21 protein-coding genes are annotated in these 23,985 nt (G+C 67.5%); 10 read left to right on the plus strand and 11 right to left on the minus strand.

Annotated elements, in window-relative coordinates:
- Positions 1-43 precede the first annotated feature (43 nt).
- Positions 44-373, plus strand: coding sequence for an SMR family transporter (locus NED98_RS11420; protein WP_265268686.1), 330 nt, complete (start codon positions 44-46; stop codon positions 371-373).
- Positions 374-460: 87 nt separating this feature from the next.
- A complete protein-coding gene (locus NED98_RS11425) occupies positions 461-2,284 on the plus strand; it encodes a DUF885 domain-containing protein (RefSeq protein ID WP_265313079.1) in 1,824 nt (607 codons plus the stop codon).
- A gap of 42 nt (positions 2,285-2,326) precedes the next feature.
- Here the strand turns inward: NED98_RS11425 and NED98_RS11430 are convergent, their stop codons facing one another.
- Positions 2,327-3,436, minus strand: a complete 1,110-nt coding sequence (locus NED98_RS11430) for an alpha/beta fold hydrolase (protein ID WP_265313080.1) — start codon at positions 3,434-3,436, stop codon at positions 2,327-2,329.
- Between the two features lie 254 nt (positions 3,437-3,690).
- On the opposite strand from NED98_RS11430, the gene NED98_RS11435 reads away from it, so the two are divergent.
- Positions 3,691-3,951, plus strand: coding sequence for a hypothetical protein (locus tag NED98_RS11435; RefSeq protein ID WP_265268683.1), 261 nt, complete (start codon positions 3,691-3,693; stop codon positions 3,949-3,951).
- 81 nt (positions 3,952-4,032) lie between these two features.
- On the opposite strand, the gene NED98_RS11440 is transcribed toward NED98_RS11435, so the two are convergent.
- Together NED98_RS11440 and NED98_RS11445 are read right to left on the minus strand one after the other, a co-directional pair.
- Entirely contained in the window at positions 4,033-4,407 is a 375-nt protein-coding gene (locus tag NED98_RS11440) for a cytochrome c (RefSeq protein ID WP_265268682.1), read from the minus strand.
- Positions 4,404-5,690, minus strand: a complete 1,287-nt coding sequence (locus tag NED98_RS11445) for a molybdopterin-dependent oxidoreductase (protein WP_432423318.1) — start codon at positions 5,688-5,690, stop codon at positions 4,404-4,406. Before NED98_RS11445 ends, NED98_RS11440 begins: the two co-directional genes overlap by 4 nt.
- Before the next feature lie 135 nt (positions 5,691-5,825).
- Here NED98_RS11445 and NED98_RS11450 point away from each other — a divergent pair, with 135 nt between their 5' ends.
- On the plus strand, positions 5,826-6,611 hold the full coding sequence (locus tag NED98_RS11450) for an SDR family NAD(P)-dependent oxidoreductase (RefSeq protein ID WP_265313081.1): 786 nt from the start codon (positions 5,826-5,828) through the stop codon (positions 6,609-6,611).
- Positions 6,612-6,662: 51 nt separating this feature from the next.
- Here NED98_RS11450 and NED98_RS11455 read toward each other — a convergent pair whose 3' ends face one another.
- The 5 genes from NED98_RS11455 to NED98_RS11475 form a co-directional block, all read right to left on the minus strand.
- A complete protein-coding gene (locus tag NED98_RS11455) occupies positions 6,663-7,505 on the minus strand; it encodes a hypothetical protein (protein WP_265313082.1) in 843 nt (280 codons plus the stop codon).
- A gap of 10 nt (positions 7,506-7,515) precedes the next feature.
- Complete coding sequence (locus tag NED98_RS11460; protein WP_265313083.1) at positions 7,516-9,108, minus strand: S10 family peptidase; 1,593 nt, start codon at positions 9,106-9,108, stop codon at positions 7,516-7,518.
- A gap of 66 nt (positions 9,109-9,174) precedes the next feature.
- Complete coding sequence (locus NED98_RS11465) at positions 9,175-10,566, minus strand: amidohydrolase family protein (RefSeq protein WP_265313084.1); 1,392 nt, start codon at positions 10,564-10,566, stop codon at positions 9,175-9,177.
- Between the two features lie 27 nt (positions 10,567-10,593).
- The gene (locus NED98_RS11470; RefSeq protein WP_265313085.1) at positions 10,594-11,238 is read right to left on the minus strand and encodes a DsbA family protein; all 645 of its coding nucleotides are present in this window, start codon (positions 11,236-11,238) and stop codon (positions 10,594-10,596) included.
- Positions 11,239-11,390: 152 nt separating this feature from the next.
- A complete protein-coding gene (locus NED98_RS11475) occupies positions 11,391-14,012 on the minus strand; it encodes a sensor histidine kinase (RefSeq protein WP_265313086.1) in 2,622 nt (873 codons plus the stop codon).
- A gap of 404 nt (positions 14,013-14,416) precedes the next feature.
- Here NED98_RS11475 and kdpF point away from each other — a divergent pair, with 404 nt between their 5' ends.
- Genes kdpF through NED98_RS11500 form a run of 5 tightly spaced genes read left to right on the plus strand, consistent with a single transcriptional unit; the run spans position 14,417 to position 19,564 of the window.
- Positions 14,417-14,506, plus strand: a complete 90-nt coding sequence (gene kdpF, locus NED98_RS11480; RefSeq protein WP_179511164.1) for a K(+)-transporting ATPase subunit F — start codon at positions 14,417-14,419, stop codon at positions 14,504-14,506.
- Position 14,507: 1 nt separating this feature from the next.
- A complete protein-coding gene (gene kdpA, locus NED98_RS11485) occupies positions 14,508-16,211 on the plus strand; it encodes a potassium-transporting ATPase subunit KdpA (RefSeq protein WP_265313087.1) in 1,704 nt (567 codons plus the stop codon).
- A 37-nt stretch (positions 16,212-16,248) separates the two neighbouring features.
- Complete coding sequence (gene kdpB / locus NED98_RS11490) at positions 16,249-18,258, plus strand: potassium-transporting ATPase subunit KdpB (RefSeq protein ID WP_265268702.1); 2,010 nt, start codon at positions 16,249-16,251, stop codon at positions 18,256-18,258.
- 12 nt (positions 18,259-18,270) lie between these two features.
- Complete coding sequence (gene kdpC / locus NED98_RS11495; RefSeq protein WP_265313088.1) at positions 18,271-18,858, plus strand: potassium-transporting ATPase subunit KdpC; 588 nt, start codon at positions 18,271-18,273, stop codon at positions 18,856-18,858.
- A gap of 10 nt (positions 18,859-18,868) precedes the next feature.
- Positions 18,869-19,564 (plus strand): response regulator, encoded by a 696-nt coding sequence (locus tag NED98_RS11500; protein ID WP_179511161.1) that lies wholly within the window; start codon positions 18,869-18,871, stop codon positions 19,562-19,564.
- Between the two features lie 137 nt (positions 19,565-19,701).
- Here the strand turns inward: NED98_RS11500 and NED98_RS11505 are convergent, their stop codons facing one another.
- The 3 genes from NED98_RS11505 to NED98_RS11515 form a co-directional block, all read right to left on the minus strand.
- Complete coding sequence (locus NED98_RS11505; protein WP_265313089.1) at positions 19,702-21,216, minus strand: M20/M25/M40 family metallo-hydrolase; 1,515 nt, start codon at positions 21,214-21,216, stop codon at positions 19,702-19,704.
- 268 nt (positions 21,217-21,484) lie between these two features.
- The gene (locus NED98_RS11510) at positions 21,485-21,805 is read right to left on the minus strand and encodes a hypothetical protein (protein WP_265268673.1); all 321 of its coding nucleotides are present in this window, start codon (positions 21,803-21,805) and stop codon (positions 21,485-21,487) included.
- Positions 21,806-21,893: 88 nt separating this feature from the next.
- Positions 21,894-22,961, minus strand: coding sequence for an MlaA family lipoprotein (locus NED98_RS11515; RefSeq protein WP_265313090.1), 1,068 nt, complete (start codon positions 22,959-22,961; stop codon positions 21,894-21,896).
- A gap of 204 nt (positions 22,962-23,165) precedes the next feature.
- On the opposite strand from NED98_RS11515, the gene NED98_RS11520 reads away from it, so the two are divergent.
- Complete coding sequence (locus tag NED98_RS11520; RefSeq protein WP_265313091.1) at positions 23,166-23,975, plus strand: AraC family transcriptional regulator; 810 nt, start codon at positions 23,166-23,168, stop codon at positions 23,973-23,975.
- Positions 23,976-23,985: the final 10 nt, after the last annotated feature.

Consider the following 23,985-nt stretch of genomic DNA (forward strand, 5'->3'; position numbering starts at 1 on the left):
CAGCAATATTGTCCGGCATCGCCGCTCCCCCTATCGCGAGCGGATGAGCTACGCCTTTCTCGCGATCGCGATCATCTCCGAAGTGATCGGCACCTCGTTCCTCAAACAATCCGAGGGGTTCACCCGCCCGTTGCCGACGCTGATCATGGGAATCTGTTATGTCGTAGCCTTCTATTTCCTGTCGCTGACGCTTCGCCACATCCCGACTGGGGTCGCCTATGCGATCTGGTCGGGCGTCGGGATCGTGCTGATCGCGGCGATCGCCTGGATCGTTCAGGGGCAGAAGCTCGATGCCGCGGCGCTCATCGGGATGGGGCTGATCATCGCCGGGGTTGTCGTGATGAACCTGTTTTCCGCCACCGCCGGCCATTGATCGCCCGTCGCGGACCGGCGAGCATTGCCTCCGCAGGGCGATCACGTTTACCCCCGCGCGGTTACCAATCCCCGGGGGAATATTCCAATGGATCGCCGTTCGTTTCTTGGCCACGCCAGTATCGCCGCCGTCGCCGCGAGCCTGCCCGCCGGCGCTTATGCCGCGACAAGCGCCGCCACCGCCGGCAGCAACGATGCGAAGCTCCACGCGCTGCTCGACCGGATTTTCGCCGACCGGCTGGTCAGCAATCCCGAAGGCGCGACGCGGCTGGGGCTCGATACCGGCAAGAACGCCGCGCTGAAATCGCGGCTCGAAGGACGCGGCGCGATCGATGCCGCGCGCGATCTCGCCCGCGCCAAGAGCGAGTTCGCTGCGATCCGCGCGATCGACCCGGCGACGCTCGGCGAGGATGCGCGGCTCGATTACGACGTCGTCACCTGGCAGCTCGAACGCAGCATCGCCGGGCAGGAGCGGTTCCACTACGGCTCGAACGGCGGGCGCTTCTCGCCCTATCTGCTGAGCCAGCTGACCGGCGCCTATCAGGACATCCCCGATTTCCTCGATACCCAGCATCGCGTGAAGGACGCCGCCGATGCGGACGCCTATCTCGCGCGGCTCGGCGCCTTTGCGACGGTGCTCGATCAGGAGACCGAGCAGCAGCGGATCGACGCCGGCAAGGGCGTGTTCGCGCCGGACTATATCCTCGATACCACGCTCAAGCAGTTTGCCGCGCTGCGCGACAAGCCGGCGGCCGAGACCGGGCTCGTCACCGGCTTTGCCGAGAAACTGAACAAGGCCGGGCTGCCCGTCGAACGCGCGACGCAGGCCGCCGCGCTGGTGGCGGACAAGGTGTTCCCCGCGCTCGATCGCCAGCGCGCCCTGGTCAAGGAATTGCGCGGCAAGGCGGCGCATGACGCCGGGGTGTGGCGCCTGCCCGACGGCGACGCTTATTACGCCGCCGCCGCCGAAGCCGCGACCACCGCCCGGCTGACGGGGGACGAGATCCACACGCTCGGGCTGGAGCAGGTCGCCGAGATCAGCGCGCGGATCGACGCGATCCTCAAAACGCAGGGCATGTCGCAGGGGACGGTCGGCGCACGGCTGGTCGCGCTCAACGAGCGTCCCGATCAGGTCTTCCCCAATACCGACGAAGGCCGCGCCGCGCTGCTCGACCAGCTCAACCGGCAGATCCGCCGGATGGAGCCGCGGCTTCCCGAGCAATTCGCCACCCTGCCCAAGGCCCCCGTGGAGGTGCGCCGCGTGCCCCCGGCGATCCAGGCCGGCGCGCCGGGCGGCTATTATCAGAACGCCTCGCTCGACGGCTCCCGCCCCGGCATCTATTATATCAACCTGCGCGACACGTTCGATCGGCCGAAGTTCGGCCTCGCCACGCTGACGCATCACGAGGCGATCCCGGGCCACCATTTGCAGGTGATGCTGGCGCTCGAATCGAAGGATATTCCGCTGATCCGCCGGCGCGGCTTCTTCAGCGGCTATTCCGAAGGCTGGGCGCTCTATTCGGAGCAGCTCGCCGACGAAATGGGAATGTTCGAGGGCGATCCGCTGGGGCAGGTCGGCTATCTCCAGTCGCTGCTGTTCCGCGCGACCCGGCTGGTGGTCGATTCCGGCATGCATGCGAAGCGCTGGAGCCGCGAGAAGGCGACGGATTACCTCATCGCCACCACCGGCATCGCGCGCGGCCGCAGCCAGGGCGAGATCGACCGCTATACCGTCTGGCCGGGGCAGGCGTGCAGCTACAAGATCGGTCACACCGTCTGGACCAAATTGCGCGATGAGGCACGCGCCAAGGCGGGCGCGAACTGGGACCCGCGCGCTTTCCACTCGGTGCTGCTCAAGGGCGCGATGCCGCTCACCGTGCTCGAGCGACTGGTCCGCGCGCGCATCGCCTGACGCCGATCAGGCCGGGGGAGGTTTCGCCCCTCCCCCGGCGTTTCACGGCGCGACGTCGCCCGCCTTCGCCGCAATCGGCCGCGCGTAATCGACCAGCGTCATCAGCAGCTTGCCCGGCTCCTCGCTGGTGATGTGGTGCCCCGAGCGCTCGAACCACACGAGCCGCTTCGACGGCGCGTTCACCTGCGCATACCATTCAGCGGCAACGTCGCTCGATACGTTGATATCGTGCCGCCCGAGCAGCAGGATCAGCGGCACCTTGAGCGTCCGGATCGTCGACAGATCGGTCGTCAGGATCTTCGGCAACAGCGCCTGCGTCACCGGCGGCTGGCCCTTGAAGGCGTTGCGGACATCCTCGTCGCTATATTCGGGGGCGAGCTTGAACGCCGCCATCTCGAAATCGCCGCCGGTCCGCCGCCACGCCGCGCCGCCATAATGGCCGAGCCATTTGCGCTGGATCAGCAACGCATCGACCGGCAGCGGCGCATCGCCCTGCGCGTAAGGCGCGATCGATTCGAGTTCGCGGATCGCCTCAACATTATTGTCGGCCTTGGCCTGCGCCAGGGTCCAAGCCCAGCCGCGCTGTTCGCTTTCGCGCCCGTTGGTCATCTGGCCCATCCCGATATAGGCATAGAGCCATTCGGGGTGCGCCGCGGCGAGCTTGAGCCCGAGCATGCTGCCCCAGCTATGCCCGAGAACGAACACCTTGCGCTTGCCGAACCGCTTGCGCGCCCATTGCACCAGCTCCTCTGCGTCCTGCTGATAGCGTTCGGGGGTGAGCAAGGCGGGGTCGTTCGCGCCGCTGGCGGTATAGGTCTTGCCCGCATTGCGCTGATCCCACTGGACGACGGTGAAATATTCGTCCCACCCGCGATCCCACCACCAATCGAGTGGCATTTCGACGAAGCCGGGGCCGCCGTGGAAATAGATGATCACCGGGTTGCGCAGATCCTGACTGCGGATCGACACGACCTGCTTGATCCCGCCGATCGGGATCGTCTCGATCGCCTGCAGCCCATTGGGGCTGACGATCTGGCGCAACCCGGCGATGATCTTCACCGCCTCGGCGCGATTATGCGGCCCCACACTATCCTGCGCCGCAACCGGCACCGCCAAAGATGCCATCGCCAGAAAAGCCGCAAACCCCTTCATCTTTCACCTTTCTCGTTGGATCGCCGATATCTAGTGGATAGATTCAGACGGATGGGTCCCGAATCGCTCACCCGTCATGCCGGGCTTGACCCGGCATCCAGAGTCTCAGGCGGTGTCCTTTGTAGCTCTGGATGCCGGGTCAAGCCCGGCATGACGGAAAAGGATTCCGGGACTCATCCGTTGTGTTCTCACCACTAGTGACGATCGCCGGCCCCGGCCATGCGCCGTCGCGCAAAATCGGTTATCGCCGCCGCATGGCGAAGAAGAAGCGCTATCTCACGGCCACGCTGCCCGACGGCTATGTCAAGACGATCGGCCCGACCGCGGCCGATTTCACGCATTATTGGCGGATCGTCGCCGAGCTGGCCAACGGGCGCACCGAGGTCTTCTGGGGGCACACCAAGTCGCTCCGCGAGGCGACCGCCAAGAAAGCGGCCACCGCCGATGCCGCCCGGCAGCGCGGCTGGTCGCGCTATGCGTTCGAGATCGTCGAACTGACCGAGACGCCCGCCTAGCCTTCGCCGGGGTGGTACGCGCTTCCTTGTGTCGCCGCGAAGGCGGGAGCCCAGGAAAGCTCGGCATGATCCCGATTACCGTTAGCGCCCGTCGGCGTGTTTCGCCTGCAGCGCGACCAGCGCGTCGACGATCGCCGGTGCCTGATCGGCAGGGACCGGCGCGCCATAAGCGTCGCGCATCTTGTCGACGATCGCCTGCCATTGCGCCTTCGACAGTTGCGGCTGATACAGGATCATGCTCGTCGAATGACAGGCGAGGCAATGCGCGTTGAGCGGGGCGACCGCCGCGCCCTCGCCGAACGTCTGATCGTCCTCGGGCAGCGCGATGCTCGTCGAGCGGAGCGCGGCGAACTTGGCCTGTTGCCCGTTGTCGGATGCCGGCTCGCGGACCGCGCCGGAACAGGCGGCGAGCGCGCCGATCGCGAGCGCCGCCAGGGCAATGCGTGCGCCCCTCATACCAGCCGCACCGTGCAGGCTTCGACGCAATTTCGCATATAGCCACCCGGATTCCAGTTGGGCGCCATCGGCTGCGCCTCCCCCTTTTCGTTCGTGCAGCGCGACATGATCGTCATCGTGCCATGCGCGAGAACGGGAATGACCGTGCTGAAGCGGCGGAAGCTGTACCGCCCCTCGTCGGGGCCGAGCCGCGACGCGATCCAGCTCTTGCCGCCGTCGATCGAGATATCGACGCTCCTGATCCCTTGGTCGCCGCCAAGCGCGATCCCGTTGACCCCGATGCGCGGGCGATATGGCAGGGTGGCGCCATCCTTGAGGTTGGTGATCCACGATCGCGGCGGCATGATGCTGATCGGCGCTTTGGGGAATTCCTTGGTGCCGGGCACGACGTTCGCATGCGGCGTGGTGGGGACCTGATAGGCCTTGGCCATCCAGTAATTGTCGTCGGGGCCGTTCAGCACCTCGATGCTGTCGAGCGACTTGACCCAATAGGTCGAAAACCAGCCGGGGACGATCAGCCGCAGCGGGAAGCCATTGAGCATCGGCAATTGCTCGCCGTTCATCGCGAAGGCGACCATCACCTCGCCGTCCATCGCATGATTCACGGCGAGCGATTTCTTGAACGGATCGACCGCGGTCAGCGGCTTGTCGAGCCCGCCGAAGCGCACACGGGTCGCCGCCGGATCGATCCCGGCAAGCTCGAGCAGGTGGCTGAGCGCCACGCCTTCCCACCGTGCATTGCCCATCGCGCCATGCGACCATTGCGCGCCGGGAACCCGCGGATCGAACAGGGCGCGGCTATTGCCCGAACATTGATTGACCGCGGCATAGGAAATCCGCGGCATCTTGAGGAGTTCGTCGAGGCGCAGCGCGAGCGGACGTTTGACCGCGCCGCCGATCGTCAGCCGGAAACCCGCGGCATCGACCTCCAGCGGGATATCCGCCCAATGCCAGCGCACGAAGAAGCGATCATTGGGGGTGAAGACGTTGTCGTTGAAAACCTCCATCGGGGTTTCCAGCAGCGGGGGGCGGTTGCGCTGGACGATCATCGCGCCTTTTTGCGGAAAGGACCCGCTGACCGGGCGGCCGACCAGCCCCGCATCGGGCGCCGGGCGCGAGAAACCGCCCGCCGCGCGCGCGATCGCCCCGCCGGCCAGCGCCGCCGCGCCTGACGCCAACAGCCTGCGCCGGGCCAGAAGGTTAGCCAAGGTCGCGTCGAATCGATCCATATTCCCCTGTCCCATCTCCGGCATTGCCGGCGGCGCGCCGATCGGCAGCGGCATAACATATTCCGCGGCCGTCGCGCAGCGCATGTAAAGATCTGTGATTTCGATGCACGACTGTCATGATGTGATGCGATCTAATCGGCGCTGCCGATCGTTCCTATTCTCGCGCCTTCGAAATCACGGAGAAAACGGATGGACCTTCAACTGACCGGCAAGACCGCATTGGTGACCGGATCGACCGCCGGGATCGGCCTCGCGATCGCCGAGCGCCTCGCCGCCGAAGGCGTGACGGTGACGATCTGCGGCCGCAACCAGGCCAAGCTCGACGAGGCGGCGGCGCGGATCGCCGCGGTCGGCAAGGTCGAGGCGGTGCTCGCCGATCCCGCCACCGCCGAGGGCGCGAACACGCTGATCGCGGCGGTGCCCGACACCGATATCCTGATCAACAACCTCGGCATCTACGAAGCCAAGCCATTCACCGAGATCACCGACGCCGACTGGCATCATCTGTTCGAGGTGAACGTGGTGAGCGGCGCGCGGCTGGCGCGGCATTATTTCCCGCGGATGCTGGCGCGCGACTGGGGCCGCATCCTGTTCGTCGCGAGCGAGAGCGGCCTCGTCGTGCCGAGCGAGATGATCCATTACGGCATGACCAAGACCGCGCAGCTCGCGATCGCGCGCGGGCTGGCCGAGCAGACCCGCGGGACCGGGGTGACGGTCAATTCGGTGATGCCCGGGCCGACGCGATCGGAGGGGATCGTCGAATTCATCCGGTCGGTGGTCGACAACAAGGATGCGCCCGAGGCCGAGCGCGAGGCCGAGTTCTTCAGGACGATGCGCCCGCTGTCGCTGATCCGGCGGCTGATCGAGGCGGACGAGATCGCGGCACAGGTGGCGCTGCTCGCCAGCCCGCTCGGCGCGATCACCAACGGCGCGGCGATCCGCGTCGAGGGCGGGATCATCCCGACGATCGCCTGAGGTCGACCCGACGAGGGGGGCAACGACACGTCGCTCCCCTCGTGCTCCCGCTCAGGTTCGCTCGTCGATCACCACCCGCCAGCCCGCGGCATCGCGCCGCCAGATGCGCACATAGGTCAAATCCTTGCCGCCCGCGCTCGTCACCTTGCCGTAAGTCACCCCCAGATCCCCGGTTCGCGCCGTCCGCATCCCGAGCCGGGCAATCGCCGTCGCCGGCGCATCCGCCGCCAGCGCGGCCTTCGCTTCGGCCGGGGGGAGCGGCGCGCGGCGCGGACGCAGCAACCGCGCATCGGCGGCAAGCATCGCGAATTGCGTATCGCCCTCGCCCTTCAGCACCGCATCGTTGAGCCGGTCGTCGGCCTGCGCCGGATCGCTGCCGGCTGTGCGCTTCCCCGCCGCCAGCCGCTCGACCGTTTGCGGCAACGGCGCCGCCAGGTCGCCCGGCGCGGGCGGCAGGCCGTGATCGAGGAACCAATGCCATTGCCCCGCCGGATCGCGAATCCACACCGTCAGGAACTGGCCGTGCGACGCCTTGCCCGCCGCCGCGAGGCGATACGGCCCGGTGGTCACGCCGAAATCCCCCGATTGCGCGATCAGCGCGGTCGCCGGCTGCCATTCCAGCACGACCCCCGGATCGTTCTTGTCGGCGCTCAGCGCCGGGCGCGCGGGCACCGGCGCGGGGCGCAGCAGGATGCCGTCCGCCGCGACATGCGCGAGGAACGCCGCGCCGATCCCCAGCCGCCGCGCATCCGCCGCAAACCGCCGCTCGGCCGCGACGAGGCCGGAAAAGGCGTCGACGCGCGCCCTCGCGACGCCGATCCCGGCGACGCCGAGCGACAGCAGCGCGAGCAACGCACCGGGCAGACGCAACCGCCGACGGAGGATCGGGTTCATCTCCTTCGGCTCAGCGGGTGATACTGTCGTAGAAGGCGTCGATATCCTGCCGCAGCCGCGCCGCCGACCCGGGCTCGATGTAGATCATGTGGCCCGAGGGATAATATTTATAGGTGATATTGGCCTTGAGGGCGGGATCGAGCTCCATATGCTCAAGATCGTAATCGGCGCCCGCGAAGGGCGTCGCGATATCGTAATAGCCGTTGAGCGACAGCAATTTCATCTTCGGATTCTGCCGCATCGCCTGGCTGAGATCGACCGAGGTGTTGGCGGCGAACTGGCGGCCGTTGCCCGGCGCGCGATGTTTCCAATCCCAGGCCGGTCCGATGCTCGAATAGAAATTCGGGCGATAGGAAAGCTTGGTCTGATAACCGAGATCGTTGAACAGATAATTGTTGATCGCGGCGATGAACGCGCCGGAGATCGCCTCGTTGGCGGCGTCGAATTCGGGGCTGTCGCCGCCCGCGTCGACATCGATCCCGTCGAAGCGGCTGTCGAGCCGGCCGACGGTGCGCCGCTGATCGCGCAGCAATTCCTTGCGGAAGCGATCAGGGCCGGGGCGCAAATTGGTGCGCAGCAGGAAATCGGGCGAGACGCCGAGCAGCGCGCTCGCCTGCTGCGCCATCTGCGTGCGTTCCTCGGGGGTCAGCCGGTCGCCCTTGGAGAGCGCGGCGGCATAAGGGCCGGTCGCAAAGGCCTGCGCCTGCTTGGCGAAGGCATCGAGATCGGCGAGCTTGTTGGCGACGCGGTTATGATACCAGGCGGTCGCCGCGAAGGTCGGGAAGGCATTGACGTGCATCTGATCGACCGAGGGATCGAACAGCAACGGGATGTTGAGCACGGTCGACATGATCGTCGCGCCGGCAAGCTGGACGCCACGCTGCTGGAGCACATAGGCCAGCCCGCCGGTGCGCGTCGTGCCATAGCTTTCGCCGAGCAGGAATTTGGGCGAGGCCCAGCGGTTGTTGATCGTCAGATAGCGCTGGATGCCGCGCGCAAAGGCATCGAGATCGCCGTCGACGCTCCAGAAATCCTTGCCGGTCGCCTTGCCGAGCGGCCGTGACAGCCCGGTGCCGATCGCGTCGAGGAAGACGATATCGGTGCGATCGAGGATCGTATCCGGATTGGCGACGAGCCGCCCCGGCTCGCCGTGCAGCGCATCGAGCCCTGGCACGTCGACCTTGAGCGGACCATAGCTGCCCATGTGCAGCCACATCGACGACGAGCCGGGGCCGCCGTTGTACATGAAGGTGATCGGCCGCGCCTTGCCGCTCCTCGACGCATCGGCGACATAAGCGGTGTAGAACATCGAGGCGATCGGCTCGCCCTCGTCGTTGCGGATCGTGAGCGTACCGGGCGTGACGGTATAGCCGAGCGTCGCACCGTGGAACGGGATCGAGCGGTGGCGCGACACCGAATATTCGATCGCGCTGGCCTGCGCGGTATCGGCCTTGTCGGAAGCACGCGCCGCGTCGTCGGGCGCATTGCCGGGCTCGTCGGCATGCTTGGCCGGCTGCGGCCGGGGCGCCTTGTCGGCGGCATAAGTGGGCAGCGCGATCGCCATCGCGAGTGCGGAGGCGAGCAAAGGTGCGGCAAGGCGCATGTTACTGAATCCCCTTTCGTTATGCGCGAGGGGCTAACCGATCGTATACGGTCGTAGCAACCCCGCTCAGGGCTTGTCCGCACCACCCATTGCCGCCGCGCGACGATAATCGCCCTCGACCTGTGCGAGCATCGCGCCGAGGTCCGCCTGCGAATACCAATGGCCGCCCGCCATGACGCCCGCCGGATGACGCAGCACGCCGAGATCGTCGAGCGGGTTGCGGTCGGTCAGCACCAGATCCGCGCGATATCCCGCCTTCACCTCGCCGAACTTCTTCGGCTCGTGGAGCGTCGCCTGAATATAGTCGCCCGGCGTGCGGGTGGCGGCGGACAAGGCCTGGAAGCGCGTCAGCCCCGCCGCCTGCAGCCGATCGAGATCGTCGTGGAGCGAAAATCCCGGATAAATCCCGGGAATGGTCGGCGCATCAGTGCCGGCCAATAGCGGAATACCGGCGTCGCTCAGTCCCTTGGCAAGGCGCGCCTCGAATGTTGCGCGCGGATCGAGGCTGCCCTTTTTGCTGATATAATCTTCGCGCATCCAATCGAGCCGCCACTCGTAGGGCACGAACTTCGCCTCGGGCCCGGTGTAATAAGCGGCGGCAACCGCGGGGCGCCCCCATTGCGCCGCAATGGTTTCGAAGGTGAACAGATCGGCGACGACGAACGCGCGATTTGCCTTCAGCGTCTGCGCAGCGGTGGCGATGACGCTGTCCGGCGGCGCGGCGAGCGGGTCCTGATCGGGCGGGGTGAACAGCGCGTACATCAGCTCCTCGAGATGCGCGACGAGGACATCGTGCGACTGGAGCTGCTGCGCGAGCGTGACCGCGCGCACATAATGGCCGGTCAGCCCGAGCCCCTCGCGCCGCGCCTCGTCGGCGACAGCGACAAAGGCGTCCGCGGAAAGATTGTTGTAGAGCTTGATGAATTGATAGCCGTTGGTCTTGGCGAGCCGAACGGCCGCGCGCGCCTCGTCCGGCGTCTTGACGACGATCTGGCCGTATTCGGGCGTACCGTCGATCCGCAGCGCGAGATAGACGTGCGGCCCCGGCCGTTTCCCGCTGTTGAACAGCGGCACGCGCTGATCGACGAAGGTGGCGGTGGCGCCGCCGAGGTTGAGGATCGTCGTGACGCCGTTCGCGAGATAGACCTTCATGTCCTCGCGGCTCTCCGAATGGCTATGCATGTCGGCGAGGCCGGGGGACAGATATTTCCCGTGCGCATCGATCACGCGCGCCTCGGCGGGAAGGCGCAGGTTCGGGCCGATCGCGGTGATCGCGTCTCCGGTCACGACGACGTCCTGATCACGCAGCACCTGTTCGCGATCCATCGGGACGACGTTGACGTGACGGAAAGCCGTCACCGGCTCGCCGGACGCCACGCCGGGGAAAAGCACGGCCAGCGCGAACCCCGCCAGCAACGCCGCCCGACCTTTGCGCGAGCGGTTCCTGTTCGACTGCATCACGCTTCTTCCTTATCTATCCTCGACTTATGAGGCGGATCGTTGCCGCGCGGCTTTTACCACCGTCCGCAGATTTTCCTCGCTCAATGCGCCGGGGAACAGATACGGGCCGATCACCAGCCCGGGGGTGCCGGTGAGGCCGATGATCCGCGCGAACTGATCGGTGCGGGCGAGCGCGCCGTCGATCTTGGCCTTGTGCGTCGTCAGATCGGCCTGCAGCCGCTGCCAGTCGACCCCCGCCGCCTGCGCCGCGACGCGGATGCTTTCGGCAGTGATGCGGCCGCTGGTCTTCATCAGCGCATCGTTGAACGCGGTATATTTGCCCTGATAGCGCGAGGCCATCGCCGCGCGCGCCGCCTCCTCCGACGCCGGGCCGAACACCGGCCAGTCGCGATAGACGATGCGGACCTTCTTGTCGTCGCGCAGCAGCCCGGTCAGCGCCGGGTGGAGCTTGCGGCAATAGGGGCATTGATAGTCCGAGAAGACGACGATCGTCAGGTCATAACCGGCCGGCGCGACGCTCGGCAGATCGGGATCGTTCTGCAACGCCTCGCGCAGTCGCGCGCGTGCTTCCTCGGTCGCGGCGGCGTTCGGCTCGGGCGCCGCCGACACGCCGCTCAATGCGACGACGCCTGCCAAGGCGATCAGGGCTCCACGCGCGCGCTTCTTCATTGCTTCCTTCTTTCGACATCGTGGATCGGATGCGGCCGGCTACCGGATCGCCGCGCCTTCGTACAGGCGCCGTCGATGCGCCGGGGTGGATCGCTCTTTACGCACGACGCCTTAATACGCTGACATTAAAGAGCTTTGTTCGCGTCACACAATCAATCGATCGCGAAATCGAGCGTGAACACCGCCCCGCCCCCCTCGCCGTCGCGCGCGCCGATCCGCACGTTCATCACCTCCGAAAAGCTGCGGGCGATCGCGAGCCCGAGCCCGCTCCCGCCGCGACTATCCGATCCGGTGCCGCGCGCGAACGCCTCGAACAGCGCCTCCGCGCCGCCCGGCGGCAGCCCCGGCCCCTGATCGGCGATCGACAGCCGCACGCCGTGTGGCAGGCGCTCGCCGGCGATCGTCACCTTGCCCGCGCCGTGGGTCGCGGCATTGGTCAGCAGGTTGAGCAGGATATGATGCAGCAGCCGCGGATCGGCCGGCACCAGCGGCAGATCGGGGGGCACGCGGAAATCGAGCCGCGCGTCGGGCAACAGATCGCGCACGTCGTGTACTGCGCCCGCCACCGCATCGGTCAGGTCGACCGGCTCGATCGCCGCCGCCAGCGTGCCGCTGTCGATCCGCACCATCTCGATCAGATTGGCGAGAAAGCGCCTGAGCCGCGCCAGCTCGCCGCGCGCGATCCCCAGCGCGGGCTCGTCGGGGTGATTGACCGCGATCGCATCGAGCGCGCCGCCCACCGCCGTCAGCGGGGTGCGCAGATCATGCCCGATCGACGAGAGCAAGGCCGATCGTAGCCGATCGCGCTCCTCGATCACCCGCACCTCGCGAAGCTGATCCTCCAGCCGCAGCCGCTCGTGCGCCAGCGCCGCCTGCCCGAGCAGGGTGGAGAGCAGCGTCGCGCGCGTCGCCTGCACCGGCGCCCCGCCGTCGCTTCGCGCCAGCGCGACCACGGCGAGCGTTCCCAGCGTGGTGCGCAGGGGATGAAACTGCCAGTCCGCCGCGTTGAGCGTGCCCGTATCGCGCCCCGTCACCTCGCCGCGGCTCCACGCCCATTCGGCCGCGGCGCGATCGACCGGACTCAGCTCGGCCATATCGGGCGGATAGGCCGAAACGATCGCGAGCTGCCCGTCGCGCTGGGCGAGCAGCAGCACCGACACGTCGAGCGCCCGCGCCAGCTCGGTGCACACCGTGTCGCCGGTCGATTGCCAGTCCGACGCGCGTGCGAGCGCCTGGCCGAACGCCGCCACCGCGGCATTCTCGATCGCGCTCCGCGCCCCGATCGAGGCGCGCGTGCGCAGCCGATCGGCGAGGCTGGCGACGAACACCGCAATGCCGAGCAGCACGATCACCGTCAGCACGCTCTGCGGATCGGCGATCGTGAAGGTGTAAATCGGCGGCAGGAAGAAGAAATTATACGCAAGCCCGGCGATCACCCCGGTGGCGATCCCCGGCAAGCGGCCGAACATCACCGAGATCAGGATGACCGGGAGCAGATAGATGAGATCGATCCCGCCCGCGCCGATCACCGGCTCGACCAATGTCGCCAGCCCGGTGGTGACCGCGACCGCGGCGATCCCGGCCCCCATCCCGCGCCAGTCGACGCGCCGCCGCACCCGCGCCGCGCCGCGCGACGGGGTGGCATCCTCCGACGGGATAACGTGGACCGCCAGCCCCTCGCTGACGCGGAGCAGCCGTTCGACCACCGAGCCGTGCCGCAACTCAAACCACCAGCTGCGGCGCGAGCGGCCGAGCACAAGCTGGGTCGCGCGCATCCCGGCGATATGCGTCGTCAGCCCCTCGATCACCGTTTCCGCGGGAACGCTGGCAATCGTCGCGCCGAGGCTGGCGGCGAGCTGGAGCGAATCCGCCACGCGCCGCCGCTCGTCCGCGCCCAAAGCGGCGGCGCGCGGGGTTTCGATGAATACCGCCTGCCACGGTGCGCGCAACGCATCCGACAGCCGCTTGCCGGCACGGACCAGCGCGTCGCTGCCGGGCAATTCGCTCACGGCCACCAGCACGCGCTCGCCCCCGGCATAGGTGCCGGCGACGGCATGCGCGTCGAGGAAATCGACCAGGCTGCGATCGACATTCTGCGCGGCGCGGCGCAGCGCCATCTCGCGCAGCGCGGAGAGATTTTCCTTGGAGAAGAAATGCCCCAGCGCGCGCGTCGCCTCGGCCGGGACATAGACCTTCCCCTGCTGGAGCCGCTCGATCAGCTCGTCGGGAGGCAGATCGACCACCTCGATCTCGGCGCCCTCCAGCACGTGATCGGGCACCGTCTCGCGCACGCGGACGCGGGTGAAGCTCGCGACGACATCGTTGAGGCTCTCGACATGCTGGATGTTGAGCGTGCTGAGCACGTCGATCCCCGCCGCGAGCAGTTCCTCGACGTCCTGCCAGCGCTTGGCATGCCGGCATCCTTCCGCATTGGTGTGCGCCAGTTCGTCGACCAGCGCGAGCTGCGGCGCGCGCGCCAGCACCGCGTCGAGGTCCATTTCCTCGAGCCTGTGCCCGTGATGATCGATCTGCCGGCGCGGGATCGTCGGCAATGGCGCGGCGAGCCGTTCGGTATCCTGTCGGCCGTGCGTCTCGACCACCGCGATGACGACATCGACCCCTGCCGCCAGCCGCTCGGCGCCCTCGCGCAACATCTCGAACGTCTTGCCGACTCCGGGCGCCGCGCCCAGGAAGATCTTGAGCCGCCCCCGGCCCTCGCGCGCCGCAGCGCGGAGCAAGGCCTCGGGCGATGGGCGACGATCGGTCAAATGCATCCTCCTGGGATATTCCTTAGAACCTCGAACGGTAAATCCGGCTCACTTTCCTTTCCGCCCCGGCGAAGGCCGGGTCCAGTTACGGCCGGCCCGACGCTGGACCCCGGCCTTCGCCGGGGTGGAGCTACGTCTTGAGCATTCGGGCGCTGCCTCCCACGTACGCACACGGCTATCCTAGCGGCATGTACCCCCGGCCGCGCTAGTAACTTTACGCAATCCTTATGCGAAACCGGCGCAATCCCCCGCGAAACCTTATGCCCGCCCGCCCTAGCTGACACGCCGACGCCGCATCCCGCGGCCGGCGAGGCATATCGATGTCCGACCTTCTCTGGCTTGGCCTGCTGGCCGTGCTGTTCGTGCTGACACTGGCATTCGTTCGCCTGTGCGACGCGGCGTAACCCGCGATGACCGTTCACCTGTGGCTCGCCGGCCTCACGGCGCTCGCCCTGCTCGCCTATCTGGTGGCCGTCCTCGTGCGGCCGGAGCGGTTCTGACATGACGCTGGCTGGCTGGGCGCTGATCGCCCTTTTCGTCGCCATTCTCGGCCTCACCGCCAAGCCGGTGGGGCTGTGGCTGTTCGCGCTCTATGAGGGACGCCGCACGCCGCTCCACGCATTGCTCGGGCCGGTCGAACGCGGTTTCTATCGCCTCGCCGGGGTCGATCCGGCGAAGGAGCAGAGCTGGCGCCGCTACGCGCTGCACATGCTGCTGTTCCAGCTCGCGACCGCGCTGCTGACCTATTTCCTGCTGCGCGCGCAAGGCATGCTGCCGCTCAACCAGCGCGGCCTGCCCGGCGTCGGCGCGGACGGGGCGATGAACGTCGCTATCTCGTTCGTCACCAACACCAACTGGCAATGGTATACCGGCGAAAGCACGCTTTCGAACCTCAGCCAGATGCTCGCGCTGGCGATCCACAATTTCCTCTCCGCCGCGACCGGGATCGCGATCGCCTTCGCGCTGTTCCGCGGCTTCGCGCGGCGCGAGAGCGCGACGGTCGGCAATTTCTGGGCCGATATGACGCGGGTGACGCTTTACCTGCTCGTGCCGATCTGCGTCGTCTATGCGCTCTATCTGGTCGCCGCGGGGGTGCCGCAGACCTTCGCCGCCTCGATCGACGCGCATACGCTGGAGGGTGCCAGACAGACGCTCGCGCTCGGCCCGGTCGCCAGCCAGGAAGCGATCAAGATGCTCGGCACCAACGGTGGCGGCTTCTTCAACGCCAATTCGGCGCATCCGTTCGAGAATCCGACCGCGATGACCAATCTGGTCCAGATGCTGTCGATCTTCCTGATCGGCGTCGGGCTTACCTACACCTTCGGCAAGGCGGTGGGCGACACGCGGCAGGGTTGGGCGATCCTGGCGGCGATGGCGATCCTGTTCCTCGCCGGGGCGGCGGTCGCCTATGCGATGGAGGTCCACCCCACCCCGCTGATGCACCAGCTCGGCCTCGCCGGGGGGAATATGGAGGGCAAGGAGGTCCGCTTCGGGATCATCGGCTCGGCGCTGTTCTCGGTGGTGACCACCGCCGCGTCGTGCGGCGCGGTCAATGCGATGCACGACAGCTTCACCGCGCTCGGCGGGCTCATCCCGATGTTCAACATGGAATTGGGCGAGGTCGTCGTCGGCGGGGTCGGCGCGGGGATTTACGGCTTCCTGCTGTTCGCGATCCTCGCGGTGTTCGTCGCGGGGCTGATGGTCGGGCGCACCCCCGAATATGTCGGCAAGAAGATCGAGGCGCGCGAGGTGAAGCTCGCGGTGCTGGCGATCGCCGTCCTCCCGCTGATGATCCTCGGCGGCAGCGCGATCGCCACGGTGACGCAGGCGGGGCTCGCCGGGCCGCTCAACAAGGGGCCGCACGGCTTTTCGGAGATCCTCTACGCCTTCTCCTCGGCCACCGCGAACAACGGCTCGGCCTTCGCCGGGCTCACCGCGGGGACGCCGTTCTACAATGCCTTGCTCGGCATCGCGATGTGGATCGGTCGCTTCTTCATCATCGTCCCCGTGCTGGCGATCGCCGGCAGCCTCGCGGCGAAGAAGCACACGCCGGCCGGCGCGGGCTCCTTCCCCACCACCGGCGGGCTGTGGGTCGGGCTGCTCGTCGGGATCATCCTGATCATCGGCGGGCTCACCTTCCTCCCCGGCCTCGCGCTCGGCCCGATCGCCGATCACCTCACCGCCGCCGCCGGCCAGCTCTTCTGAAGGCTCACGCATCATGGCCCACGCAACCCCCACTTCGATGTTTTCCCCCACGCTCGTCGTGCCCGCGATCGGCGATGCCTTTCGCAAGCTCGACCCCCGCGCTTTGGTGAAGAACCCGATCCTGTTCGTCACCGCCTGCGTCGCGTTGCTGCTGACGATCTTCTTCGCGATCGGCGGCGAGAACGTGACGAGCGGCTTCCTCGCGCAGCTCATCGTATGGCTGTGGCTGACGGTGCTGTTCGGCACCTTCGCCGAGGCATTGGCCGAAGGGCGCGGCCGCGCGCAGGCCGCCTCGCTCCGCGCGACCAAATCCGAGCTGCGCGCCAAACTGCTCACCGGGGTGGGCGGCACCTGGGAACTGGTCGCCGCGACCCAACTCGAAAAGGGCGAACTGGTACTGGTCGAGACCGGCGACCTCGTCCCGGCCGACGGCGAGGTGGTGGAGGGCGTCGCCAGCGTCAACGAATCCGCGATCACCGGCGAAAGCGCACCGGTGATCCGCGAGGCGGGCGGCGACCGCTCCGCCGTTACCGCGGGCACCCGCGTCATCTCGGACCGGATCACGGTGCGCGTCACCGCGGAGCCGGGGCACGGCTTTCTCGATCGGATGATCGCGCTGGTCGAGGGCGCCGAGCGGCAGAAGACCCCGAATGAGGTGGCGCTGACGATCCTGCTTGTCGGCCTCACGATCATCTTCCTGATCGCGGTCGGGACGATCCCCAGCTTTGCGAATTACGCCGGCGGCGCCGTGCCGGTCTCGATCCTCGCCGCTTTGCTCATCACGCTGATCCCGACGACGATCGCCGCCTTGCTCTCGGCGATCGGCATCGCGGGGATGGACCGGCTGGTGCGCTTCAACGTGCTCGCCAAATCGGGCCGCGCGGTGGAGGCGGCGGGCGATTGCGACGTGCTGCTGCTCGACAAGACCGGGACGATCACGATCGGCGACCGCCAGGCGAGCGCCTTCCGCCCGGTCACCGGGGTCGACGAGCGCATGCTGGCCGAGGCGGCGCTATTCGCCAGCCTCGCCGACGAAACCCCCGAGGGCCGCTCGATCGTTTCGCTCGCGCGCGAGAAATACGGCCTCGCCCAGCCGCTGCCGGCGGGCGCCGAGGCAATCCCCTTCACCGCGCAGACCCGGCTTTCGGGGCTGAGCTTCGGCGACAGCCTCGTCCAGAAGGGCGCGGTCGATTCGATCCTGCGCGCCTATCCCGACCTCGCCGAGACGGTCACCGCCGCCGAACTCCGCCGCACCACCGACGAGATCGCCCGCGCCGGCCAGACTCCGCTCGCGGTGGTGCGCGACGGGCGGCTGATGGGTGCGGTAGCGTTGAAGGATGTGGTCAAGGCCGGGGTGCGCGAGCGCTTCGCCGAGCTGCGCCGGATGGGAATCCGCACCGTGATGATCACCGGCGACAACCCGTTGACCGCCGCCGCGATCGCTGCGGAAGCGGGCGTCGACGATTTCCTCGCCGAGGCGACCCCGGAGGACAAGCTCGCGCTGATCCGCCGCGAGCAGCAGGGCGGCAAGCTCGTCGCGATGTGCGGCGACGGCACCAACGACGCCCCCGCGCTCGCCCAGGCGGATGTCGGCGTGGCGATGAATACGGGCACGCAGGCGGCGCGCGAGGCGGGCAATATGGTCGATCTCGACAGCGATCCGACCAAGCTGATCGAGATCGTCGGGCTCGGCAAACAATTGCTGATGACGCGCGGCGCGCTGACCACCTTCTCGGTCGCCAATGATGTCGCTAAATATTTCGCGATCATCCCGGCGATGTTCGTCGTGCTCTATCCCGGGCTCGCCGCGCTCAACGTGATGCACCTCGCCAGCCCGCAAAGCGCGATCCTGTCGGCGATCATCTTCAACGCCTTGATCATCCCGGCTTTGGTGCCGCTCGCGCTGCGGGGTGTGCGCTACAAGCCGATGGGCGCCGGCCCGCTGCTCGCGCGCAACCTCGCGATCTACGGCGTCGGCGGGCTGATCGCGCCGTTCGCCGGCATCAAGCTGATCGACCTCGCGGTCAGCGCGCTCCATCTCGCTTGAGGGGTTCATCCCATGTTGAACGACATCAAATCCGGGCTGCGCCCCGCGCTGGTCCTCACCCTGCTGTTCGCTGCTCTGCTCGGCCTCGCCTATCCGGCGCTGATCGCCGGCGTCGGCCAGCTCGTCTTCCCGTGGCAGGCCAATGGCAGCATCGTGCGCGACGCACGCGGGCAGGCGATCGGCTCGGCGATCATCGGCCAGCAATTCGCCGGCCCCGGTTATTTCCACGGCCGCCCCTCCGCCGCCGGCAAAGGTTACGACCCGCTCGCCTCCTCGGGCTCGAACTTCGGCGCCTCGGCCAAGCCGCTCGCCGACCGCGTCAAAGGCGACATTTCCGCCAACCGCCCCTCGCCAGACGTATTGGCTCCTCCTGCCGATCTGGTGACTGCCTCCGCCTCGGGGCTCGATCCCGATATCAGCCCCGAGGCGGCTTTGTATCAGGTGGCGCGCGTCGCGCAGGCGCGCCACGTCAGCACGGCGCAACTCGATGCGCTGGTCGACCAGCATATCGATACCCCGCTGCTCGGCGTGATCGGCGAGCGCCGCGTCAATGTGCTGGCGCTCAATCGCGCGCTCGACGCGGCCTTCCCGCGCCCCTAACAGGATGCGGATGACCAATGCCCCCCGCGTCCTGCTGGTCGAGGATGATGCCGCGATCCGCCGTCTGCTCCACGCGGCGCTGACGCGGGCGGGCTATCGCGCCAGCCAGGTCGGCACCGCGCGCGAGGCAATGACGCTCGTCGATATCGAGCGCCCGGATGCGGTGCTGCTCGATCTCGGCCTGCCCGACCGCGACGGGCTCGAGCTGGTCCAGCTGATCAAGGCGCGCGGCGATATGGTGGTGCTCGTCGTCTCGGCGCGGAGCGAGACCGAGGAGAAGGTCGCCGCGCTCGATCTGGGCGCGGACGATTATATCACCAAGCCGTTCGACACCGAGGAACTGCTCGCCCGCATCCGCACCGCCCTGCGCCACCGTCGCGGCGGAACGAGCGCCAGCGAGCAATTGGAGGCCGGGCCGGTGACGATCGATCTCGCGCGCCGCCGGGTGAAGCGCGCGGGCGAGGAGGTGCATCTGACCCCGAAGGAATTCGGCGTGCTCGCCGAACTGGCGCGGCACCCCGACCGGGTGATCAGCCATACGCAATTGCTGCGCAACGTATGGGGGCCGGCGCAGGAGGATCATGTCGAATATCTGCGCATCGTGATCCGCGCGCTGCGCCACAAGCTCGAGGCCGATCCCGCCCAGCCGCGGCTGATCGTCAACGAGCTGGGGATCGGGTACCGGCTGGCGAGCGAGGCGGGCTAGGATCGCGTCGGGCCAGATCGGAACCACCTAACCCCGTTCGGGCTGAGCTTGTCGAAGCCCTGTACTTTTCTTCCACGGAAAGAAGTGCAGCCCTTCGACAAGCTCAGGGCGAACGGGGGGTAACGGCAAATAATACGCTAGATTTTCATCGTCATGATCGCCGCCACGGTCTCGATCGAATTCCACAGATTCTGGATGCGGACATTCTCGTCCTCGGCGTGCTGGTTGTTGTCGTAATTGGCCGACCCGACCGACAGCAATGGCACCGGGAAATTCTGCTCGATCATGAACAGGGGCAGGCTGCCCCCCGAGGTCGGCAGCGCGATCGCGGGCTGGTCTTCCAGCGCGCTCAACGCCGCGACCGTCGCGCGTCCGAGCGGCGCGTCCATCGGGGTGCGCACCGCGTTATAGCCCCCCACCCGCCGGGTTACGCGGACGATCGCGGGATAGCGCGCGCGTTCCTCGTCGGTCGGCTCGGCCTCGGTGACATGGAAGCCTTGCGCCTTGATATGCGCGATCACCTTGTCGATCTGCTTCGCTTCGTCCGCACCCTTGGCGAGCCGCATGTCGAGCGAGGCGGTGGCGGTGGCCGGGATCACGTTGCGCGCATTGGCGCCGACATCGGCGCTCATCAGTCCGTCGACATTGAGCGAGGTGCGCATCAGCGCATCGAGCAGCCCGTCGCCGCCCTCGGACGCGGCGATGCCGAGCTCCTTCCTGATCGCGGCATCGGAATCGGGCGCGGCGGCGATCGCGGCGCGTTCGGCCGCGCCGACCGGGGCGTCGTCGTCGTAGAAGCCCTTGACCAGCACGCGCCCCTTGTCGTCCTTCATCGACGCCAGCAGCCGCGACAGCATCATCGCCGGATTGGGCGACCAATTGCCGTAATGCCCGCTATGCAGCGGGCGCCGTGCGCCATAAGCGGTGATATCGATCCCGGTCACTCCGCGCACCCCGAACACAACCTGGCGCCGCCCGGACTGGTGGACCGGCCCGTCGAAGATGATCCAGCCGTCGGAGGCGAGCAGCGGTTTGTTGCGCGCCAAGATCTCGCCGAGGTGCGGCGATCCCGCCTCTTCCTCGCCCTCGAACACGATCTTGACGTTCATCGCGGGAACCCGCTTTTCCGCCTTGAGCGCGTCAATCGCGGTGAGCACCGCGATCACCCCCAATTTGTCGTCGGAGGTCGAGCGGGCATAGAGCCGCCATTCGGGATCGATCTTCTGATCGGCGCGCGGGATCGGCAGGACGGTGCCGCCGGCCTCGATCGCGCGGGTACGCAGCGTCGGCTGCCACGGCGGCGAGGCGGTCCATTTCGCGGGGACGGTCGGCTGGCCGTCATAATGCGCGTAGAGCACGATCGTCTTCTTCGCCCCGGGAACCTTCCATTCGCCGTAAACGATCGGCGGGGTCGTGGAATCGGCGCCTTCCAGCAGCCGCGGCGAAAGCCCGCGCTTCTCCATCATCGCCATCAGCGCCTGGGCGTTGCGCCGGATATTGGGGGTGTCCGTCGCGACATTGGGGATCGCCAGCAGATCGACGAATTCGCCGAGGATCTTATGCTCGTTGGCGATACGGTAATCGCGCACCCCGGCAGAGACGGGCATCGCAACGGCCGACGCGAGCAACGCGCCCAGAGCCACAAACCGCATCATCGTCATTCCCCCCGTTCGTCAGGGGCGGATTCCTAAACGGAAATGTCGCGGATCGGCAACTAGTGGTGAGAACACAACGGATGAGTCCCGGAATCCTTTCCCGTCACCCCGGCCCTGAGCCGGGATCCATCGTGCCTCAGGCTCCACGGCAAGAACCTCTTGCTCCGCGCCTGCCTCCCGATGGCCCCCGGCTCAGGGCCGGGGTGACGGGCGGGCACTGGAAAGCACCTTATCCAAAAATTGCTGGGTCCGTCCTGCCCGAGCATCAGTCCGCGTTCGATCGCGGATGCGAATAGGATGGCGGGTCGCTCGCGGGGAAGCTTTCGTCGGAGCCCTGATCGACCTCGTCCCAGGTTTCCCCGCTCTCGTCGCGGATATTCTCCGGCCCGGCGTCGCGCGTCTGGTCGAAGCTCTCCATCGGGCCGTGCGAGGGCGATAGCGCGACCGGGGTCGCGTTCGCGCGTTGCGCGCGCCGCCGCAGCAACCCGTGCGTGACCACCGCCAGCCCCGCGCCCACCGCCGAACAGGCCGCCGCCGCGAGAATGTTGCGCCATTCGGGCGCACGCTGGTGGATCGTTGCGTTCATCGGTCGGCTCCCGTGTCTTTCCGCTGTTGTGCGCAACGTCAACGACGGGGAGCCGCTTGGGTTCATTCGCCCGCCGGCGACGATCGGATCAAGGGTGCGGACGATCCGCCGGGACGTGCGGCGGATCGGCGGGCGGCGGGGTTGGCGACGGTTCGACGACGCCGTGCTCGGGGGAGCGCTCCTTCACCGTGATCGGCAGCGTCGGCGCCTCGGACATCGGGCTCGAATTCTTCCGCCCCTTGCCCTTCAGCTCGTCGATCTCGTTCTGCCGCCGCTGGAGGTAGAAATCGCGCGACCGGGCATAGGGATCGGGCTGGCCGTCGTGGAGCTGGTGGAGGGTATCGTCGAACTCCGCGCGATGGTCGAGCGTGCCCAACACCGCCAGCGGTATAGTGAATTGCGGCCGGGTGATGCGCCGGCCGTAGATGAACGGGAACAGCAGCCGGTCGATCGCCCCGCCGAACAGATCGCGCGGGGTGGTCGGCCCGACGATCGGCAGGAACAGGAACGGACCCGATTTTACCCCGTAAAACCCCAAAGTATTGGCGAAGCCGTTGCTGCGCCGCCGCCATTTGAACGGCTTGCGCTTGGCCATGTCGAACACCCCCGCGACGCCGACCGTGGTGTTGACCACGAACCGCCCCGCCGTCTCCAGCGCGCGCCCGATCTTGAGCTGGAGCAGGAAGTTCAGGAAAACCACCGGCTCGCGCATATTGTAGATGAAATTGTGCACGCCATCGCGCACCGGCTTGGGCACGACATCCTTATAGGCCAGCGCGATCGGCGCGAGCAGCGCCTTGTCGAATTCCTGCGTCACCTCGAACGTCTTGAGGTTGACCTTGGCGAGCGGATCGGGCGCCTCCCAGCTCGCGCGCCCGGTGACGACGACATCGTGCGTCGGCGGCGCCCCCTCATGCTGGGGACGATGCTCGGCCGGCGCGGCGGCGAAGGCCAGCGGGCGCGCGATCCCGGGGGCGAGGATATCGACCCGCGGCGCCGGCAAGGCATGATCGGCGATCGCGATATCGACCGAGCAATAGACGCCGCTCACGACGATGTCGGAACATTTGCCCTGCGCCGTGGCGGTCGCGCCGGTGCATGCCAGAATCCCCGCCGCAGCAAGCAGCATCGCCTTATGGGGTCCGCGCGCGGACATGGACTTCCCCTTTCCCGGTCGCAGCAGCGGCGTGCCGCTACCGCGATTGATCTTCATGCGGAAGGACAAGGTGCGCGTCTATCCCAAAACCAGCGGCGCCCCTGTAACTCATCGTAACATCAAGTATTTCATCGCAGCGGCGACAACAGCGCGGCCGAACTGTCCTTTCGTGGATTGGCCTCGGGCGATATAGCGGCGCGCATCATGTCGAGGACAGTTTCCCCCGATCGGGCCGATTTTTCGCGGCCGCGCTTTCTGCCGGGGGTGGAACTGGTTTCAGTCAGCTATCGCGACCGTGCGTTTCCGGTTCATGCGCACGACGGCTATGTCGTCGGCACCGTCATCGGCGGCGCCGAGCAACTCGACGTGGCGGGCGCCAGCCATCTGGTCGGCACCGGCGACGTGCTGCGGCTCCATCCCGGCGAACCTCATGCCAATCGCAGCCTCGGGGCGGAGGCGCTGCGCTATCTCGTCCTCTATCTCTCGCCCGACAGCGTCGCGCCCTATCTGTCGGGCAAGGCCAGGTTGACCTTCCGCGGCGCGGTCAGCGGCGATCGTCAACTCGCCGCCACGGTGGCGAGCGTTCACGCCGCGCTTCGCGCGACCCCGGAGGAAAAACTGGCGCAGGAAAGCGCGATGATGCTGCTGGTCCGCGTGCTGGCGGCAAGCGACGCCGGCGCAGGCGAGCCCGCTGCCGGCAGCGAGCGCGCGGTGGTCGCCAGAGTGCAGGATTGGATCGAGGCGCATCTGGCGGACAATTTCGGGCTGGCCGAGCTGGCCACAGTCGCCGGGCTGAGCGTGTTTCGCCTCGCGCATCTCTTCAAGCAAAGCACCGGGGTGAGCCCGATCGCCTGGCGCAACCAGCGGCGGATCGCGGCGGCGCGGCGCTTGCTGCTCGCGGGCCAGCCGATCGCCGATATCGCGCTGCAACTGGGGTTCGCCGACCAGAGCCACCTCACCCGCCAGTTTCAGCGCATCGTCGGGGTGTCGCCGCAGCGCTATCGCCAGCAATAATGTTCAATCC

The sequence above is a fragment of the Sphingomonas lycopersici genome (genome assembly GCF_026130605.1).
GTDB lineage: Bacteria > Pseudomonadota > Alphaproteobacteria > Sphingomonadales > Sphingomonadaceae > Sphingomonas > Sphingomonas lycopersici.

Excerpts from the sequence above, each read along its gene's own strand:
- NED98_RS11460 (WP_265313083.1), bottom strand. The coding sequence starts at position 9,108 with ATGCGCCTTGCCGCACCTTTGCTCGCCTCCGCACTCGCGATGGCGATC.
- NED98_RS11450 (WP_265313081.1), top strand. The coding sequence starts at position 5,826 with ATGGACCTTCAACTGACCGGCAAGACCGCATTGGTGACCGGATCGACC.
- NED98_RS11440 (WP_265268682.1), bottom strand. The coding sequence starts at position 4,407 with ATGAGGGGCGCACGCATTGCCCTGGCGGCGCTCGCGATCGGCGCGCTC.
- kdpC (WP_265313088.1), top strand. The coding sequence starts at position 18,271 with ATGTTGAACGACATCAAATCCGGGCTGCGCCCCGCGCTGGTCCTCACC.
- kdpF (WP_179511164.1), top strand. The coding sequence starts at position 14,417 with ATGACCGTTCACCTGTGGCTCGCCGGCCTCACGGCGCTCGCCCTGCTC.
- NED98_RS11435 (WP_265268683.1), top strand. The coding sequence starts at position 3,691 with ATGGCGAAGAAGAAGCGCTATCTCACGGCCACGCTGCCCGACGGCTAT.
- NED98_RS11505 (WP_265313089.1), bottom strand. The coding sequence starts at position 21,216 with ATGCGGTTTGTGGCTCTGGGCGCGTTGCTCGCGTCGGCCGTTGCGATG.
- NED98_RS11510 (WP_265268673.1), bottom strand. The coding sequence starts at position 21,805 with ATGAACGCAACGATCCACCAGCGTGCGCCCGAATGGCGCAACATTCTC.
- NED98_RS11475 (WP_265313086.1), bottom strand. The coding sequence starts at position 14,012 with ATGCATTTGACCGATCGTCGCCCATCGCCCGAGGCCTTGCTCCGCGCT.
- NED98_RS11420 (WP_265268686.1), top strand. The coding sequence starts at position 44 with ATGAGCTACGCCTTTCTCGCGATCGCGATCATCTCCGAAGTGATCGGC.
- kdpA (WP_265313087.1), top strand. The coding sequence starts at position 14,508 with ATGACGCTGGCTGGCTGGGCGCTGATCGCCCTTTTCGTCGCCATTCTC.
- NED98_RS11470 (WP_265313085.1), bottom strand. The coding sequence starts at position 11,238 with ATGAAGAAGCGCGCGCGTGGAGCCCTGATCGCCTTGGCAGGCGTCGTC.
- NED98_RS11515 (WP_265313090.1), bottom strand. The coding sequence starts at position 22,961 with ATGTCCGCGCGCGGACCCCATAAGGCGATGCTGCTTGCTGCGGCGGGG.
- NED98_RS11430 (WP_265313080.1), bottom strand. The coding sequence starts at position 3,436 with ATGAAGGGGTTTGCGGCTTTTCTGGCGATGGCATCTTTGGCGGTGCCG.
- NED98_RS11445 (WP_432423318.1), bottom strand. The coding sequence starts at position 5,690 with ATGCCGCTGCCGATCGGCGCGCCGCCGGCAATGCCGGAGATGGGACAG.
- NED98_RS11465 (WP_265313084.1), bottom strand. The coding sequence starts at position 10,566 with ATGCAGTCGAACAGGAACCGCTCGCGCAAAGGTCGGGCGGCGTTGCTG.
- NED98_RS11520 (WP_265313091.1), top strand. The coding sequence starts at position 23,166 with ATGTCGAGGACAGTTTCCCCCGATCGGGCCGATTTTTCGCGGCCGCGC.
- NED98_RS11500 (WP_179511161.1), top strand. The coding sequence starts at position 18,869 with ATGACCAATGCCCCCCGCGTCCTGCTGGTCGAGGATGATGCCGCGATC.
- NED98_RS11425 (WP_265313079.1), top strand. The coding sequence starts at position 461 with ATGGATCGCCGTTCGTTTCTTGGCCACGCCAGTATCGCCGCCGTCGCC.
- NED98_RS11455 (WP_265313082.1), bottom strand. The coding sequence starts at position 7,505 with ATGAACCCGATCCTCCGTCGGCGGTTGCGTCTGCCCGGTGCGTTGCTC.
- kdpB (WP_265268702.1), top strand. The coding sequence starts at position 16,249 with ATGTTTTCCCCCACGCTCGTCGTGCCCGCGATCGGCGATGCCTTTCGC.